The following is a 17,166-nucleotide window of genomic DNA, read 5'->3' on the forward strand; positions in this document are numbered from 1 at the left end:
GCCGAAGAGAGGTCGATCGTGACCCCAACACAGACCGAGGCACCGCAGAGGAGCGGCACGCCCCAGGATTCGGACGGCACGCCGGTCATATCCGTGCGCAAGCTGTGGAAGGTGTTCGGGCCGAAAGCCGAGCGGGTACCGGAGTCCGAGGAGCTGTGCGGTCTCTCCCGGCGCGAGCTCATGGACCGCACCGGGAACACCGCCGCCGTGCGGGATGTGAATTTCGAGGTCTCCCCGGGCGAGGTCTTCGTCGTCATGGGACTGTCCGGCTCCGGCAAATCCACGCTGGTGCGATGTCTGACCCGGTTGATCGAACCCACCGCCGGTGAGATCGTCTTCGAGGGCGAGGACATCCGCGGCGCGGACGCGGGGCGCCTGCGCGAACTGCGCCGCCGCAAGTTCTCCATGGTCTTCCAGCACTTCGGTCTGCTGCCCCACCGCCGCGTCGTCGACAACGTGGCGTTCGGGCTGGAGATCCGCGGGATGGGCAAGGCCGAACGCATCAAGCGGGCCCTGGAGGTCGTCGAACTGGTCGGCCTGTCCGGATACGAGAACTCCTACCCTGACCAGCTCTCCGGCGGTATGCAGCAGCGCGTCGGCCTCGCCCGGGCGCTGGCCGGCGATCCCGACGTGCTCTTCTTCGACGAGCCGTTCTCCGCACTCGACCCGATGATCCGCCGTGACATGCAGAACGAGGTCATCCGTCTGCATCACGAGGTCGGCAAGACGATGGTGTTCATCACCCACGACCTCTCCGAGGCGCTCAAGCTGGGCGACCGCATCCTGATCATGCGCGACGGCAAGATGGTCCAGTGCGGCACGGGTGACGAACTGGTCGGCGCCCCCGCCGACGACTACGTGCGCGAGTTCGTCAAGGACGTGCCGCGCGGCGACGTCCTCACCCTGCGGTGGATCATGCGGCCCCTGGAGGACGGCGACGAACTGGACGGCCCGGAGATGGGCCCGGACGTCGTGGTGAAGGAGGCCACCCGGGCGGTGCTCGCGGCAGACAAGCCGGTCAAGGTCGTCGAGAACGGCAAGCTGCTCGGCATCGTCGGCGACGAGGAGATCCTCGCCGTCGTCGCCGGGCAGGAAGGCGACATGTGATGACTGTCGCCATAGAGAAACCCGAGAAACCCGAGAAGACAGAGGAACAGGCAGAGAAAGCCACGCCCACCACGGGCGCACGCACGGTCAGCCGGCGCATGGTGGTCGCCGCGATCCTGGTCGTCTGGCTGGTGCTGTTCGCCGTGCTGCGCGGCAAGCACACTCTGACCGTGGCGGCGGCGGACCTCACCGATCTGCACCGCTGGTTCAACGACGTCAACGACTCGATCGGCGCCAACCGCAACTCCAACCCCCTCTTCCTCTACTTCTTCAACGAGATCCGCCTGGTCATCGACAACCTGGTGACCTTCGTCCAGGGGCTGATCTCCCAGCCGCCCGAGGGCCGCCCGGTTCCGCAGATCGGCTGGCTGGGCGTCGTGGGCATCGCCGGCTATGTCTCGTGGGCCGTCGGCAACTGGCGGGTCGCCCTGCTGGCCATGGCGGGCTTCACCTTCCTCGGGCTGCAGGGCCTGTGGCAGGAGAGCATGGACACCCTGGCGCTCACCCTCTCCGCGGTCTTCGTGGCGCTGCTGTTCGCGATCCCGCTGGGTGTGTGGGCGGGCCTGTCCGACCGGTTCAACCGGATCGTGACGCCCTTCCTGGACCTCATGCAGACCATGCCGACCTTCGTCTACCTGGCCCCACTGACCCTGTTCTTCCAGATCGGCCCGGCCTCCGCCACGATCGCCACGCTGATCTACGCGGCGCCGCCGACGATCCGCATCACCGCCCACGCCATCCGCTCCGTACCGGAGACGACCGTCGAGGCGGCCGACTCGCTGGGCGCGACACGGCGGCAGTCGCTGTTGAAGGTCCTGCTGCCCATGTCCAAGCGGACCGTGGTGATGGGCATCAACCAGACCATCATGGCCGCCCTGGCCATGGTGACCATCGCGGCCCTGATCGACGCGCCCGGCCTCGGCAAGACCGTCGTCAGCGCCCTTCAGTCGCTCGACGTCGGGACAGCCTTCAACGCGGGGCTCGCCATCGTCGTCATGGCCATCGTCCTCGACCGGGTCACGACCGCGGCGAGCGGGCGAGAGGATCCGGCCCGGCGCTCCGGCAGCCGCTTCCTCACCTGGCGGCGGCCACTGCTGGGAGCGGGAGCGGTGGCCACCGTTGTCCTGATCTACATGTCGCACACCTATCTGTGGGCGGCGGAGTTCCCCGGCGAGGGCGACATCGGCAGCTCCATCGCCCGAGCCGCCGACACCGCGACCACCTGGACGCAGGACAACCTGTCAGGCCTCACCAACGCCTTCCGCGACGTCCTCACCAATGGGCTGCTCAACCCCTTCCAGGCGCTGCTCACCGACTCCCCGTGGTGGTTGGTCGGCGCGGCGCTGATCGGGCTCGGCGTGGTTCTCGGCGGCTGGCGCGCCGGGCTCACGGCGGCGATCTGTGTGGGCCTGCTGGTCGGCACGGGCGTGTGGTCGGACAGCATGACCACGCTGGCGTCGACCGTCGTCGCCACCGTGCTGGTGATGGCGCTCGGCATCGGCTTCGGGGTGTGGATGGGACGCAGCCTGCGGGTGGACCGCGTACTGCGGCCCACGCTCGACGCCGCCCAGGTCATGCCGCCGTTCGTCTATCTGGTGCCGTTCCTCGCGCTGTTCGGCGCCACCCGCTTCACCGCGATCGTCGCCGCCGTGGTCTACGCGACACCGGTCGCGATCAAGATCGTCGCGGACGGGGTGCGGAACGTCCCCGAGACCACCGTGGAGGCGGCCACCTCCGCCGGGTGCAACACCTGGCAGATCATCACCAAGGTTCAACTGCCGATGGCACGCAGCGCCCTGACCCTCGCCACCAACCAGGGCCTGATCTATGTGCTGTCGATGGTTGTTGTGGGCGGCCTGGTAGGCGCGGGCGCCCTCGGCTACGACGTCGTGGCCGGCTTCTCGCAGGGGCAGCTGTACGGGAAGGGGCTTGCCGCGGGGCTGGCCATTGTCCTTCTCGGCGTTATGTTCGACCGGATCACTCAGGCAGCGGCGCGGCGTACCAGCGGCGCATAAGGAGCAACTGACCATGGCAAGGCAAGCAAACAAGTGGAGAGTCGGCGCGGCCGGCATAGCGGCCCTCGGCCTCACCCTCACCGCCTGCGGCGGTGCGACGGTCGAGGACAGCTCCTCGGGGTCCGGCAGTTCTGGCGGCGCCGGCAAGTGCGGCACTTTCAACCTCGCGGTCAACCCGTGGGTGGGTTACGAGGCCAACGCGGCGGTCCTCGCCTACGTCGCGGAGAACGACCTCGACTGCAAGGTCACACAGAAGGACCTGAAGGAAGAGATCGCCTGGCAGGGCTTCGGGACGGGCGAGGTCGACGCCGTCGTCGAGAACTGGGGTCACGACGACCTGAAGAAGAAGTACATCACCGACCAGAAGACCGCCGTCGACGCCGGCCCGACCGGCAACGAAGGCCTCATCGGCTGGTACGTACCGCCGTGGCTGGCCAAGGAGCACCCGGACATCCTCGACTGGAACAACCTCAACAAGTACGCGGCCGAGTTCAAGACCTCCGAGTCGGGAGGCAAGGGGCAACTCCTCGACGGTGACCCGTCGTTCGTCACCAACGACGAGGCCCTGGTGAAGAACCTGAAGCTGGACTTCAAGGTCGTGTACGCGGGCAGTGAGACCGCGCTCATCCAGGCCTTCCGCAAGGCGGAGAAGGACAAGGAATGGATGATCGGCTACTTCTACGAGCCGCAGTGGTTCATGTCCGAGGTGCCGCTCGCCAAGGTCAAGCTGCCGGACTACAAGGAGGGCTGCGACGCCGACACGGAGAAGGTCAACTGCGACTACCCCGTGTACAAGCTCGACAAGATCGTCAGCAAGAAGTTCTCCGAGTCGGGCAGCCCGGCCTATGACCTGGTGAAGAACTTCACCTGGACGAACGAGGACCAGAACACCGTGGCCAAGTACATCGCGGTGGACAAGATGGCCCCCGAGGCGGCGGCGAAGAAGTGGGTCGAGGCCAACCGCGACAAGGTGGACGCCTGGATCAAGTAGCCCCGGAAGGCAGAGCCGGAAACCGGTCGAGCGTGCCCGGGGGCGGAGCGCACCTGTGCTCTCCGCCCCCGGGCATTGCCGTGTACGGCCCGTGTCCGGGGCCATTTTCCGGCGTCTCGGACCCTCTTGACGCCCCTCTGTGCGCCAGGCGCATTGAGTGCGCAACCCGAAGCATGTTGCGTAAGCAGCAGCCGGGGGTTCGGCGATGGGTGCAGTTTCATTCCCAGGGAGGATCCTGATCGAGTGGTGAGGTCGGATTCCTCCTGGTTGGGTGCTGGGCAGAGGTGGTGTGGGAGCCTGGGAGGCCAAGCTTGCGAGCTTGCGCTCCTGCCACAGGGCCCACGAGCATCCGGCACTGCGGCAGGATGCCACCTGGGGGGAGGGCAGTGACCAGGTCCTCGTCCGGCAGCACAGGCAACCTCCGCCGCAGGGGCGGCCTGTGCAAGGTTCTGGAGCGAGCGCTGCCATGTGCCCACAGCAGCCGCAGTAGGCGGCCCGGGTAGCCCTCCGTGTATGTGCTGGCCAACACCGACCGCCGCGGCAGGCTGATATATTTGAAGTATGTCAGAGTAGGATGCTGATGCCAGCAGCCCACGCGAAGGAAGAGACGGCCGAAAAGATGAGCAGCCCCGAGGTCTCCCCCGTGACTGATTCGGCGCCGATGTCATTGGCCGACCTGGCCTACGAGCGCCTTCAGGATCGATTGGTCATGCTCAACATCCGGCCCGGCGAGCCGATCAACGACAGCCAGCTTGCTGCTGAGATCGGCGTCGGACGCACACCCGTTCGCGAGGCGCTCAAGCGACTTGAGACCGACCATCTTGTGGTGTCCTATCCGCGCCGGGGCACATTCGCCACCATCATCGACGTGACCGAGCTCGGCGCGATCGCCGACATCCGCGAGCAGCTCATGCCGTTCGCGGCACGGCGGGCCGCCGTCCACGCCAGTGGCGCCATGCGCGACGCGCTGCGAGCCAAAGCGGACGAGGTGAGGAGCCTCGAGAGCCCTCGCGGTGATCGCACCACAATGATGCGGATGGACATGTCGCTGCACCGGCTCATCTACAAGGCGGCCGGGAACCCACACCTCGAGGACGTGCTGATCCGCTACGACAACCTCGCCACCCGCATCTGGTGTCTGGTCATCGATCGGCTTCCTGACCTTGCACACCACATCACCGAGCACGCGGACCTGCTCGACGCCGTCGCTGACGGCGACGCCGACCGCGCCGAGCGCCTCACCCGCGAGCACATCGCCGGCTTTGCGCGTGAGATCCGCGGAGTGCTCTGACCGTCCGCGAGCTCGCGGGTTGGCCGCCGGACCGAGACTTCCACTTGTGCGGGCGGGCGCCTATGCCACGCCGTGCGGCGCCGCCCTGCCGGGCACCCGCTGCTCTCTGCGCAGGCACGCCGCCTCGCACCTGGAAACGCGGTCGGCCCCGCACCAGGGCGACGACCTGCGCGGGTGTACTGGGGGTGGCTGGTGCTGGTCCGTGACGCGCTTTCGTACCAGGTCAACAAACACGACCTGCTCCGGCTGGTCATCGTCCGCCACCCGGAAGGCAACGAGCCCGACGACTTCTTCGTCACCACCGGCCTGGCTGCTGACCGCTGACCGCTGAGCGCCAGCCGGGCCGCCGGGTCCAGGACCTGGTCAGCCGCTCGGCTGCCGCGTAAGTCCAGGAAGAGCAATGCCCCCATGCCCGGAATCCGGCATGGGGGCACGCGGTCTCTGGTCGGGTCGGAGCGATCAGTCGTCGAAGAGGCCCTTTGGCTCCTCCGGGGCCTCGTGCTGCTCCGGCTCGGCCTCCGGCGCAGCCTCGGCCTTCCGCTCGGGCTGTGCCACCGGCTCCTCGATGGGCTCCGGGGTCGGCGCCGGAGCCGCAGGCGCCTCCTCGGCCGGGATGTCGAAGAGTGACCCGCCGCCGGTCAGGATGGTCTCATCGGGGTTGGTCGTGTCGGCGGTGGTCGGCTTCTCCTCGATGTCGAAGAGGGAGCCTGGCGGCGTGGGTGTCGCGGTTGCTTGGGTTGCCGGCTCCGGTGTCCCGGTGGTCGCGGGCGCAGGCGCCTCGTCGGCCGGGATGTCGAAGAGCGACCCGCCGCCGGTCAGGATGGTCTCATCGGCGTCGGCCGTGCCGGCGGTGGCCGGCTTCTCCTCGATGTCGAAGAGCGACCCTCCCGTGGTGGGGGGAGTGGTGGGTGCGGTGGTGGGTTCGTCGAACAGTGACCTGCTGGAGGCGGGTTGCGTGGGTGGTTCGGTGGGTGCTTCGTCGAAGAGTGAGCCGCCTGTGGTGGGGGGAGTGGTGGGTGCGGTGGTGGGTTCGTCGAACAGTGACCCGGCGGAGATCGGCTTCGTGGGTGGTTCGGCGGGTGACTCGTCGAACAGCGACGCCCCGGCGGCGCCGGAGGCGGCGGGCTCGGCAGGAGCAGCGGCTGGGGCAGCCGGGGCAGCCGGGGCGGCGGGAGCACCGGCGGGCGGCCTCTCGGCCTTGGCCGCGGCCTCACCCTTGACCGAGGCGAGCAGCATCTGTGCGACGTCGAGGACCTCGACCTCCTCGCGGGCCCCGTCCTTGGCCTGGAGCGCAGACACTCCGTCGGAGAGCATCACCCGGCAGAACGGGCAGCCGACCACGATCTGGTCGGCACCGGTGTCGACGGCCTCCGTGGTGCGGTTCATGTTGATCCGCTCTCCGAGGCTTTCCTCCATCCACATGCGGGCGCCGCCCGCCCCGCAGCAGAAGGACCGCTCCGAGTTGCGTTCCATCTCGACGTACGAAGCGCCCGGCAGCGCCGACAGCAGCTCGCGCGGCGGGCTGTAGACCTGGTTGTGCCGGCCGAGGTAGCACGGGTCGTGGTAAGTGATCGACCGCTGGTTCGCGCCGTTCCCGGTGGCGACCGGGGTCAGCCTGCCCTCGCGTACGAGCCGGTTGAGCAGCTGGGTGTGGTGGACGACCTCGAGCTCGATGCCGAAGGCCTTGTACTCGTTCTTCAGCGTGTTGAAGCAGTGGGCGCAGGTCGCGACGACCTTCTTGACCTTGAACTCCTTGAAGGTCTCGACGTTCTCCTGGGCCAGGGCCTGGTAGACGAACTCGTTGCCGGAGCGGCGGGCCGAGTCGCCGGTGCAGGTCTCGCGGTTGCCGAGTACGCCGAAGGAAACGCCGGCCATGTGCAGCAGCTCGGCGACCGCCCGGGTGGTCTTCTTGGCCCGGTCCTCGTAGGCGCCGGCGCAGCCGACCCAGAACAGCCAGTCGACCGACTCCAGCGACTCCAGGTCCTTGCCGACCTCCTTGACCTCGAACGGCAGGCCCTTGGCCCAGTCCATGCGCGCGCTCGCCGCCATGTTCCAGGGGTTACCCCGGTTCTCAAGGCCCTTGAAGAGCTGGTTGAGCTCGGCGGGGAAGTTCGACTCGATCAGTACCTGGTAGCGGCGCATGTCGACGATGTGGTCGACATGCTCGATGTCGACCGGGCACTGCTCGACGCAGGCGCCGCACGTCGTGCACGACCAGAGCGCGTCCGCGTCGATGACGAAGTCGCCGCCATCGGGGTTGTAGGACCCCTCGCCCGCGTCGCCCTTGCCGATGAGCGCCCGCTCGGCGTGTCCGGCCTGGGCCGCGGCCTTGAGGTAGGTGTGCTCGCGCAGGCCCTTGATCAGCAGCTTGGGCGAGAGCGGCTTCTGGGTGTTCCAGGCCGGACACTGCGACTGGCAGCGACCGCACTCGGTGCAGGTGGTGAAGTCGAGGAGGCCCTTCCAGGAGAAGTCCTCGATCGCTCCGACGCCGAGCGTGGTCTCCTCGTCGAGATCGTCGATGTCGTCCAGGGTGACGGCCTTGCCGCCGACGGTGAGCGGCTTGACCGCGCCCAGCGCCGTACCGCCCGAGGACTCACGCTTGAACCAGATGTTGAACCAGGCGGTGAACCGGTGCCAGGCGATGCCCATCGTCAGGTTGCGGCCGATGACGATCAGCCAGACCATCGCCAGCGCGATCTTGAAGAACGCGATGAAGTAGACGAGGTTCTCGTTGGCGCCCTGGCCGGCCGGGTAGAGCGCCTCACCGATCCAGGAAGAGAGGGGGAAGTGGGCGCGGGTCGCGTGCTCGGGGTCGACGAGGTGGTATTCCGCGCCCCGGATGAACAGGATCGCCGCACCTTCGAGCAGGGCCAGGTACTCCACGAAGTAGGCCTGCCAGAACGTCGAGCCGAAGAACCGGCTCCCACGGCCCTCGCTGCGGGGGTGGTGCTTCTGCCGGTAGACGATCAGCCAGATGATGCCGACCGTGCTCAGCGCGCCGATGAACTCGCTGAACCACTCGAAGGGATACCAGTGGCCCACGATCGGCCATGCCCACTCGGGGTCGAACAGCTGGAAGTAGGCGCCCACCACCGCGGTGCTCAGAAAGAGGAACGCCGCGAACACGAACCAGTGCATGATGCCGACCCAGGTCCACTGGAGCATCCGGGTGTGCAGCACGGTCTCCTTGAGCATGGTGACCGTACGAGCGACCGGATCGTCGGTGCGGCTCGGGCTCACGGGCTGGCCCATCCGGATCACCCGGAGCATGCTCCGGACAGCGGGGACCAGGACGAACAGGGCGGCCAGCGTGAGCGCCAGCGACGCCACCAGGGCGAAGATCTGCATAACAGGGCTCCTCAAGGATGGTCTTCTGGCCGGGGGTCGGCGGAGCGTTGCGCGACCCGCCCGCAGGGGGTGGCCAGGGTGACCAGGTGCATGCGGTCCAGCTCGTGGCGCAGGTTACGCCAGGTGTCGCCAGGTGCCGCCGACGCGGTCTCGGCGACCGGACGTGGAGTTGCGCCGGCCGGCGCAACTCCACGTGGGCACGGATCCGTGGACGCTGATCCGGCCCTCCCGTGGTGACAGAGCGGAGGAGGCTGCGGCATCCCTTGCAGGCGCCGCAGCCTCGCTCCAGGGCGATGAACTGCTTCGTGGCGGCGGCGAGATCCTCGGTTCCCGCTGCGGCCGGTCACTCAGCAGCCGTCGGTCACGCGCCTCACCCGGTAACCCCACGTGACTTGAGCTCTTCGACGATCGCGGGGAGGACTTCGTGCATGTCCCCCACGACGGCGTAGTTCGCCTTGGTCATCATCGGCGCCTCGGGATCGGTGTTGATCGCGAGGATCGTCTTCGACGACGCGCAGCCGGCCCAGTGCTGGATGGCACCGGAGATCCCGCAGGGGACGTACAGGTCCGGGCTGATCCGGGAGCCGGTCTGGCCGACCTGCTCGTGGTGCGGCCGCCAGCCCAGTGAGGTGACCACCCGGGACACCCCGACCACGCCGCCGAGCAGCTCGGCGAGCTCGGCGACCGCGCCGAAGCCGTCCGGACCACCCGCCCCGCGCCCGGCACCCACGACGACCCTGGCGGACTTCAGCGAGCCGGAGTGGTCAACTTCCTTGGTGCCTGTCGACACGACCCGCGCCAGGAGGTCGGACTCGGTCACCTCCGGGGTCACCTCCACCCAAGCGGCGGGCGACGCGTCCGCCACCGGCGACGCGGTCCACGAGTGGCCGGCGACGGAGAAGACCGCGGGCCGCTGGTCGAGCTTCATCTCCTCCAGGGCCGCCCCGCCGACCACCTGCCGAGTCACCACGAACGGCGCCAGGCCGTGGAACGCGACCACGTTGGCGGCCATGGGCACGCTGAGCCGGGCAGCCAGGTGCGCCAGCACCTCGTTGCCCCGGGGCGAGCCCGCGGCGGTGACCACGACGGAGCGGGTCGACTCGCGGATCGCCTGCAGTGCCGCCGCCCAGGCAGCCCCGGCATACGACGCGAACCCCTCGCCCAGCGCCTGGTGGACCTCGGCCGCGCCGTGGGCGCCGAGTTCGGCTGCCAGGGCGTCGCGGTCCTCGACCTCGCCGACCACGACCGCGCGGACGGCGATGCCGCCGCCCTCGGCCGACAGCGACCGGGCGAAGGCGAGCGTCTCCAGAGAGATCTCGCTCGCGGTGCCGTTCTCGGTCTCGACCAGTACCAGAATCATCGGGTCACCCCCAGCTTCTCAAAGAGGTCCGCGACCGTCGTGGCCGCATCCGTGCCCTCGCCCAGCACCTCGACCGTCGACGGCGCCGGCGGGGGAAGGAGCAACTGCACCCGGTTCGCTCCGGCGGGCTCGGCCGACAGGGGCCGGGTCTCGATCTCGACCTTCTTGGCCGCCATCCGGCCCCGCAGCGTCGGATAGCGCGGCTCCACCCCGCCCTCGAGTACGGTGGCGACCGCGGGCAGTGGCGGCGAGTAGGTCTCCTCGCCGTCGGGGCCGTCGCTGCGGGCGGTCAGGTTGCCGTCGGCCACCTCGACCGTCGACACGCCGTTGACCACCGGCCGGCCGAGCGCGTGGGCCAGCCGGATGCCCACCTGGAAGTCGCCGCTGTCGGCGGCGTCGTTGCCGAGCAGGATCAGGTCGTACGTCGTGCCCGCGGTCTCCTTCTCGCGCACGACGTAGGCGATCTCCCGGGCCACGTCGGCCGGTCCCAGCCGGGCCGGCTCCGCCTCCACGAGTACGGCGGCGTGGCAGCCGAGTGCCAGTGTGTCCCGCAGCTGCTCGGTGGCCTCGGGAGGGCCGATCGTGAGCAGCGTGACCGTACCGCCGGTCGCCTCGGCGGTCTGGACCGCCAGCTCGACCGCACAGCTCTCGTGGTTGCTCACGGTGAAGCCGACGTACCTCCCGTCGACCCCCTGCTGGTCGTCGGTGAGCAGGATCTCACCGGAGGAGTCAGGGACCCGCTTGATGCAGACCAGTACGTTCGTCATCGTTCACCTCTCGGGGTCTCGACAGGCTCGACCACTGACAGCCCTGCCATCAGCGGATCCGCTCGTTGTCCGGGTCGAAGGGGGGCGTCGCGTCGTTGCAGATGACGGTCACGGGGTAGAGCTCCTCCATGTAGGAGACCGCGAGCTCGTTGCCGACCCGCGCCTGCTCGGGCGACAGGTACGCCAGCAGCAGGTGCTTGCCCAGTGACGGGGCCGAGCCGGCGGTGGTGACATAGGGGTGGTGGCCGTGCCCGTCGACGAGTGCCTCGCCGGAGCGGGTCGTGATCGGCTCGCCGCCGAGCATGTATCGCTTCACCCCGGACGCCGACGTGTGGTCGTCGACGGCCAACGTGCACAGCACTGCCGCGGGCTCACCGGCGCGCTGCTCGAGGTAGGCCTCCTTGCCGACGAAGTCGGCGCCCTTCACCTTCGGCCGCTGCATGCCCGCCTCGACGATGGTGCGCTCGGCGTCGAGCTCGTGGCCGAAGGCCCGGTAGCCCTTCTCGATGCGCCCGGTGGTCACGTAGACGCCGATGCCGACCGGGCGGGCGCCGTACGGCGCGCCCGTAGCGAGGAGCTTGTCCCATACCGCGGCGGCCTGGTCGAAGGGGACGTACAGCTCCCAGCCGAGTTCGCCGACGTAGGAGATCCGGGAGGCCAGCACGGTGATGCCGTCGAGGTCGATCTCGCGGCAGCCGAGGAAGCCGAAGCCCTCGTTGGACACGTCCGCATCGGTCAGCCGCGACAGGATGTCGCGGGCCCGCGGGCCCCACAGCCCGATCGTGGAGACCTGGTCGGTGAGGTCTTCCAGGGACGCGTCGTCGCCGAGCTGGTCGGCGAACCACTTCTTGTCCGCCATGCCGTGCGCGCCGCCGGTGACGACCCTGAAGTGGTCCTCCCCCAGGCGCATGACGGTGAGGTCGGAGCGGAACCCGCCCTTGGCGTCGAGCACCGGGGTGTAGATCACCTTGCCGACCGGCACGTTGCACTGCGCGACACAGGTGCGCTGCACGGCGTCCAGAGCGCCGGGACCGGTGATGTCGAAGATCGCGAAGGCGGTCAGGTCGATGACGCCCGCGGCCTCACGCATCCGCAGGTGCTCGGCGTTGACGATCGGGCTCCACCAACGCGCGTCCCACTCGTGCTCTCGCGGCATCACGCGGTCGCCGTACACCTCGAGGAGGTCGGCGTTGGACTCGTACCACTGCGGCCGCTCCCAGCCGACGGCCTCGAAGAAGACCGCGTCGAGCTTCTTCTGCGACGCGTGCATCGGGGAGAGCCGCTGCCCGCGGTCGGACTCGTACTGCTCGGCGGGGTGGACGATCCCGTAGGTCTTGATGAACGACTCGGTGGTGCGCAGCCGGGTGTGCTCGCGGCGCATCTGGTGGGGGTAGAACCGGGCGATGTCGCTGTGCGCGAGGTCGATCTCGCTGTGGCCGTGGGTCATCCACTCCGCGACCGCGCGGCCGACGCCCGGGCCCTCCTTGATCCACACCGCGGCCGCCGTCCACAGCCCCTTCACCTGGCTCTCACCGAGGATCGGGTTGCCGTCGCAGGTCAGCGACAGCAGGCCGTTGATCGCGTACCGCATCTCCGCGCCCTCGGCGCCCAGCAACTCCGGCATCAGCTCGTAGGCCTGCTCCAGCTGCGGGTCGAAGTCGTCGGAGGTGAACGGCATCTCGGTGGGGCTGAGCTTGGACTGCTCGATGCTCGGGATCTCCTCCGGCTCGTGCAGGATCGCCCGGTGGGCGTAGGACCCCACCTCCATGTCCGCGCCGTGCTGGCGCTCATAGCAGAAGGTGTCCATGTCCCGGACGATCGGGAAGTTGATCTCGCCAGGCAGCCCGCTCAGCTGTGGGCAGGGGCCGACGGAGATCATCTGGTGGACGGCGGGGGTCAGCGGGATGCTGATGCCGGCCATGTCGCCGATCTTCGGGCTCCACACGCCACAGGCGATCACGACGTACTCGGCCTCGATGTCGCCCTTGTTCGTGCGCACCCGGCGGATCCGCCCGTCCTCGACGTCCATGCCGACGACCTCGACGTTGGGCACGCTCGTCAGCGCGCCGCTCGCGAGGGCGCCGTCGCGCATGATCGTGCCCGCGCGCAGTGAGTCGACGACGCCGACACTCGGGGTCCAGAAGGCGCCGATGAACTGGTCGGCCTCGATGAACGGCACCTTCTCCTTGACGAAGGCGGGGTCGACCAGCTGGGACTCGATCCCCCAGGCCTTGGCGCTGGACATCCGGCGGCGCAGCTCCTCCATGCGCTCCTCGGTGCGCGCGATTTCGAAGCCGCCGGACTCGGTGAAGACGCCCAACTCCTTGTACTGCCGCATCGAGTCCAGCGTGATGTCGGTGATCTCGCGGGAGTGGTCGACGGGGAAGATGAAGTTGGAGGCGTGACCCGTCGAGCCACCAGGGTTGGGCAGCGGGCCCTTGTCGATCTGCACGATGTCGCGCCAGCCGAGCCGGGCCAGGTGGTGGACCAGGCTGTTGCCGACGATGCCGGCGCCGATCACGACGCATTTCGCCTGTTGTGGGACCTCTGCCATGATGACCTCCCTCGAGGTGACACGCAACTGATATACTAGTTGTAAGCACGCTATATGGCAGGCAGTCGATGGGTCAAGGGGCAATCTGCCGAACTTCCTCGAGCAGCCCTCACGCGGTGGACTGGCCGCGCCCGACGACCGGCCATGCGGCTCCCCGTCGTCGCGTCCCGGGGCGAGTCGGGCCCATTCCGGCGGAGCGAGAAAAGGGAGCCGGCGGTCCTTGACAGGTGTGATCTGCCAGGCTTCACTTCACTTGTATATCAGTTAGATGTCAGCCGCTGATGAGCGGTGTTGTACATCGAGGTGCGACCAGCTCCGAGGCGCCGTGTTCCGGGCGTAGTCCCGGCATCGACGACCTACGGGCGGTCGTCACGGGCAAGGAGCCGGTGTACGGCGACTGCGTGGTGGGCTACGTCACCAGCGCCGTCTACGGCCGCACGATCGCCAAGGACATCGCCTGCGCGTGGTTGAACTCGCCGCCTCCGGCACCACCGTGCACATCGGCTACTTCGACCAGAGCGTCGAGACGGTCGTCGCCGCGGAACCCCTGTTCGGCCTGACCATGTCCCGCCTCCGTGGCCAGCTCACAGTGTCGACTTCGAGGGAAGGAACACCGCCGGTGAAAGCACAGCTGCTCGACGGCAAGGCGACCGCCGCCGACATCCGTCGCGAACTGGCCGAGCGCGTGGCCAAGTTGACCGCCGGTGTCGGCGGCCCGCCCGGGCTCGGCACCGTCCTGGTCGGTGACGATCCCGGCAGCCACGCCTATGTCTCCGGAAAGCACCGGGACTGCGCACAGGTGGGCATCGCCTCTTTCCGCCGCGAACTGCCTGCCGACGCCACCCAGCGGCAGGTCGAGGACGTCATCGACGAACTCAACGCCGACCCGGCCTGCACCGGCTACATCGTCCAGCTTCCGCTTCCGCGCCACCTCGACGCCAACGCCGTACTGGAACGCATGGACCCGGCCAAGGACGCCGACGGCCTGCACCCCGTCAACCTCGGCCGACTCGTCCTCGGCGTCGAGGCCCCGCTGCCGTGCACCCCGCGCGGCATCGTCGAACTGCTCCGCCGGTACGAGGTGCCGCTCGCCGGAGCGCGTGTGTGCGTGATCGGCAGGGGTATCACCGTCGGCCGCCCCATCGGACTGCTGTTCACCCGGCGCTCCGAGAACGCCACCGTCACCCTCTGCCACACCGGTACCAAAGGCCTGGCCTGGCACGTACGCGAGGCGGACATCGTCGTCGCGGCCGCCGGTTCGCCCGGTCTGATCACCAAGGACATGCTGCGCCCCGGCGCGGCGGTCCTGGACGTCGGGATCACACGCACCGACAACGGGCTGGTCGGCGATGTGCATCCGGAGGCCGCCCAGGTCGCGGGATGGCTCGCGCCCATGCCCGGGGGCGTGGGGCCCATGACGCGGGCCATGCTGCTCGCCAATGTCGTCGAGGCCGCGGAGAGGAACGCGAACACCGCATGAACGCGCTGGGCATCCCCCTGGCCGGCGACGTCCGATGAGGCCCCGCACCCCCGGCGCCGAGCTCCCCGGGCATCCCGACTGGTTGTGGCGCACGCCCGAGCCCAAGCGCTCGTACGACTTCGTCATCGTCGGCTGTCTGGCGGACTGGCTGCTCGACGCGGCGACGGAATACGTCTGAACGCCCTCGATTGAACGCCCTCGATGCGGATGGCCGTGGCCGTGGTCCGTGCTGTGTGAGCCTCTCAGAGGCTCCCACAGCGCTCAGTGCGCTCGAATCCTGTCAGTGTGAGGTGAGCCGGCCGCTCAGAACAGAGGGCGTGAATACTGCCGTTGGTCCATCGCCGTTGTGTACACGTCCACGGTCGCGGAGGCCGCGGTCTCCCAGCCGAAGGACCGGGCGTGCCGGGCGGCGGCCTCTCCCATCCGTGTCGAGAGCGCCGGATCGTCGGCGAAGCGGCCCAGCGCCCGCGCGTAGTCGGCCGGGTGGTGACCCGGCACGAGCACGCCGCTGACCTCGTTCCGCACGGCCACCGGCAGGCCGCCCACTTCGGCCGCGATCACCGGTGTGCCGCAGGCCTGCGCCTCGAGCGCCACCAGGCCGAAGGACTCGCTGTATGACGGCATGACGAGGACGGACGCCGCCCGGTACCAGTCCACGAGCTGAGCCTGTTCGACAGGTGGACGGAACAGAACCACATCGGAGATGCCGAGCCGTGCCGCCAGCTTCTGCAGGCCCTCCGGCTCGGCCAGGCCGGATCCGCTCGGTCCGCCCACCACCGGCACAACGAGCCGCTCGCGCAGCTGTGGCCGCTCTTGAAGGAGCCGGGCGACCGCGAGCAGCAGCACGTCCGGCGCCTTGAGGGGCTGAATGCGGCCCGCGAACAGCGGGACCAGCGCGTCGGGTGGCAGCCCTAGGCGCACACGGGCCGCCGTCCGGCCGGCTTCGACGCCGGAGGCATCCGGCCGGAAGCGGTCAAGGTTCACGCCCGGGTGGACGACGGTGACCCGCGCGGCGTCGGCGTCGTAGTGACGGATCAGCTCGGCCGCCTCGGCGCCGGTATTGCCGATCGGCGTCTGCCACGATCTGCGCCTCACCTGCCACGCGGGCTGCCGGCTCGGGTCTGTCCCCCGCGGCGAGGGAGGCGTTCTTGACCTTGGCCATGGTGTGCATGGTGTGCACGAGCGGGACGCCCCAGCGCTCGGCGGCGAGCCGCCCGACGTGGCCGGACAGCCAGTAGTGCGAGTGGAGCAGGTCGTAGTGCCCGGGGCGCCGGTCGGCCCACGTCTGCATCAGACCGTGTGTGAAGGCGCAGAGGTGAGCGGGCAGGTCTTCCTTGGCCGAGCCCTCGTAAGGGCCCGCGTCCACATGCCGCACGAGAACGCCGGGCGCGAGATCGACGACCGGCGGAAGCGCGGCGGAGGTGGCCCGGGTGAAGATCTCCACCTCCAGGTCGGCAGCGGCCAGGCGCCTGGCCAGCTCGACGATGTAGACGTTCATCCCGCCCGCGTCCCCGGTGCCGGGCTGGTGCAGCGGCGAGGTGTGCACGCTGAGCATCGCGATGCGACGGGGGCGGCGCTGGGCCGTCGGCGGCCGCGGCCGGGGCGGACCGACGAGGGGGCCGGTGTGGGTACGGTCGTGGAGCCCTCCGGGCCAGGGAACGTACTGGCTCACCTCGTGAGCCCTCCTTGTGCTCGCTGCGCGCGTCGGTGAGGTCGTCGGGACGCCGGGAGTGTGACATCCGACGTCCGTGGTGGCGCCGACGGCTGGACCACGCGCTACTCGCCCGCGTAGACGTTCATGGGCTTGCCACGCAGGAAGCCGATGAGTGTGAGTCCGGTCTCCGCCGCCAGGTCCACGGCGAGGGAGGACGGGGCCGAGCCATCGGCGACCAGCGTGTCCGGCCGGACGCCGAAAGCACCGTCCCGGATCCGCCGCACTTGCCGACGTTCGGTGACTCGTCCCATGCCGTTACTCCCGGTTGCCTTCCTGCCGATGGATCGGCTGCGTTCGCCGACCCGCTCAGCATTCGATGATGTTGACGGCGAGGCCCCCGCGGGCGGTCTCCTTGTACTTGACCGACATGTCGGCGCCGGTGTCCTTCATGGTCTTGATGACCTTGTCGAGGGACACCTTGTGGGAGCCGTCGCCGCGCATGGACATCTTCGCGGCCGTGACCGCCTTGACGGCGGCCATGCCGTTGCGTTCGATGCAGGGGATCTGGACGAGGCCGCCGACGGGGTCGCAGGTGAGGC

General features: G+C 69.1%; 13 protein-coding genes and 2 pseudogenes. 8 read left to right on the plus strand and 7 right to left on the minus strand.

The features are described from left to right. The first annotated feature begins 18 nt into the window (after positions 1-18). The 5 genes from ACFYO0_RS35260 (at position 19) to ACFYO0_RS35280 (ending at position 5,728) form a co-directional block, all read left to right on the plus strand. Positions 19-1,107 (plus strand): glycine betaine/L-proline ABC transporter ATP-binding protein, encoded by a 1,089-nt coding sequence (locus tag ACFYO0_RS35260; protein ID WP_388684423.1) that lies wholly within the window; start codon positions 19-21, stop codon positions 1,105-1,107. 485 nt (positions 1,108-1,592) lie between these two features. Then, on the plus strand, positions 1,593-3,122 hold the full coding sequence (locus ACFYO0_RS35265; protein WP_388684459.1) for an ABC transporter permease: 1,530 nt from the start codon (positions 1,593-1,595) through the stop codon (positions 3,120-3,122). Between the two features lie 13 nt (positions 3,123-3,135). After that, on the plus strand, positions 3,136-4,113 hold the full coding sequence (locus tag ACFYO0_RS35270) for an ABC transporter substrate-binding protein (protein WP_388684424.1): 978 nt from the start codon (positions 3,136-3,138) through the stop codon (positions 4,111-4,113). Between the two features lie 619 nt (positions 4,114-4,732). After that, positions 4,733-5,404 carry a GntR family transcriptional regulator gene (locus tag ACFYO0_RS35275; RefSeq protein WP_388684427.1) on the plus strand — a complete coding sequence of 224 codons (672 nt, stop codon included), beginning with the start codon at positions 4,733-4,735 and terminating at the stop codon, positions 5,402-5,404. Positions 5,405-5,596: 192 nt separating this feature from the next. Then, positions 5,597-5,728: a hypothetical protein gene (locus ACFYO0_RS35280; RefSeq protein ID WP_388684428.1), complete on the plus strand. Its 132-nt coding sequence runs from the start codon at positions 5,597-5,599 to the stop codon at positions 5,726-5,728. A gap of 135 nt (positions 5,729-5,863) precedes the next feature. Here ACFYO0_RS35280 and ACFYO0_RS35285 read toward each other — a convergent pair whose 3' ends face one another. From ACFYO0_RS35285 to ACFYO0_RS35300, 4 genes are all read right to left on the minus strand, one after another. Further along, positions 5,864-8,752: a (Fe-S)-binding protein gene (locus tag ACFYO0_RS35285; RefSeq protein ID WP_388684430.1), complete on the minus strand. Its 2,889-nt coding sequence runs from the start codon at positions 8,750-8,752 to the stop codon at positions 5,864-5,866. Positions 8,753-9,122: 370 nt separating this feature from the next. Beyond that, the gene (locus ACFYO0_RS35290; protein WP_388684432.1) at positions 9,123-10,112 is read right to left on the minus strand and encodes an electron transfer flavoprotein subunit alpha/FixB family protein; all 990 of its coding nucleotides are present in this window, start codon (positions 10,110-10,112) and stop codon (positions 9,123-9,125) included. After that, entirely contained in the window at positions 10,109-10,879 is a 771-nt protein-coding gene (locus tag ACFYO0_RS35295; protein WP_388684434.1) for an electron transfer flavoprotein subunit beta/FixA family protein, read from the minus strand. Before ACFYO0_RS35295 ends, ACFYO0_RS35290 begins: the two co-directional genes overlap by 4 nt. Positions 10,880-10,928: 49 nt before the next feature. Further along, entirely contained in the window at positions 10,929-13,433 is a 2,505-nt protein-coding gene (locus ACFYO0_RS35300) for an FAD-dependent oxidoreductase (RefSeq protein WP_388684437.1), read from the minus strand. A gap of 281 nt (positions 13,434-13,714) precedes the next feature. Between ACFYO0_RS35300 and ACFYO0_RS35305 the strand changes: the two genes are divergently transcribed. The 3 genes from ACFYO0_RS35305 to ACFYO0_RS35315 are packed head-to-tail and all read left to right on the plus strand — an operon-like array spanning position 13,715 to position 15,091. Then, positions 13,715-13,993 (plus strand): glycine cleavage T C-terminal barrel domain-containing protein, encoded by a 279-nt coding sequence (locus ACFYO0_RS35305; RefSeq protein ID WP_388684440.1) that lies wholly within the window; start codon positions 13,715-13,717, stop codon positions 13,991-13,993. A gap of 59 nt (positions 13,994-14,052) precedes the next feature. Then, positions 14,053-14,913: a bifunctional methylenetetrahydrofolate dehydrogenase/methenyltetrahydrofolate cyclohydrolase gene (locus tag ACFYO0_RS35310; RefSeq protein ID WP_388684462.1), complete on the plus strand. Its 861-nt coding sequence runs from the start codon at positions 14,053-14,055 to the stop codon at positions 14,911-14,913. A gap of 34 nt (positions 14,914-14,947) precedes the next feature. Then, entirely contained in the window at positions 14,948-15,091 is a 144-nt protein-coding gene (locus ACFYO0_RS35315) for a hypothetical protein (protein ID WP_388684442.1), read from the plus strand. A gap of 125 nt (positions 15,092-15,216) precedes the next feature. Here the strand turns inward: ACFYO0_RS35315 and mshA are convergent. From mshA to ACFYO0_RS35330, 3 genes and pseudogenes are all read right to left on the minus strand, one after another. Next, positions 15,217-16,585, minus strand: a pseudogene (gene mshA, locus ACFYO0_RS35320) (D-inositol-3-phosphate glycosyltransferase). Positions 16,586-16,689: 104 nt separating this feature from the next. Next, a pseudogene (locus tag ACFYO0_RS35325) lies at positions 16,690-16,806 on the minus strand (formate dehydrogenase accessory sulfurtransferase FdhD); the annotation flags it as partial. A 127-nt stretch (positions 16,807-16,933) separates the two neighbouring features. Then, positions 16,934-17,166 (minus strand): L-serine ammonia-lyase, iron-sulfur-dependent, subunit alpha (locus ACFYO0_RS35330; protein ID WP_388684445.1); only part of this gene is annotated, 233 nt, incomplete at its 5' end.

The organism is Streptomyces sp. NPDC006365 (assembly GCF_042870755.1).
Lineage (GTDB): Bacteria > Actinomycetota > Actinomycetes > Streptomycetales > Streptomycetaceae > Streptomyces > Streptomyces xiangluensis.